Below are 377 nucleotides of genomic sequence, written 5' to 3' on the forward strand. Positions count from 1 at the left end.
TTTAAATCTTGCGTGAGTTTGGTCACCTTGGTCGGGTCCCGGAATGCACCCCCGAGATAGTTGACCTGGAAGGTATCGAGGGCAACGTTCTCGTTCGACGTCGCCACGTTCGCTCCCAGAATGTTTACGTTGTGGCCTGCAATGACGCCCGTTATCTTGGAGAAGAGACCGTGGGAATCACTGCAGACAACGAGCATCTCCGAATACCTTTTTTCAGGATAGTTTTTCACATCAACCACCGGCTTTCCCTGAAACGAGGAGAAAAGCTTAAAGTGGTCATAAAACCTGTCTTCCGGTGTCGAGAGAAAATATCTCTCCGGGAGACTTTGGAGAAAACGTGCAACTTCGTGCTCATCAAATTCAGCAAGGGCACCCCT

1 protein-coding gene is annotated in these 377 nt (G+C 49.9%); it reads right to left on the reverse strand.

Annotation, left to right across the window (positions count from 1 at the left end; genetic code table 11):
- Positions 1-377: ACT domain-containing protein (locus GTN70_10995; GenBank protein NIO17491.1), on the reverse strand; the 377-nt coding region annotated here is incomplete at both ends.

It is taken from the genome of Deltaproteobacteria bacterium (assembly GCA_011773515.1).
GTDB lineage: Bacteria > Desulfobacterota > Deferrimicrobia > J040 > J040 > WVXK01.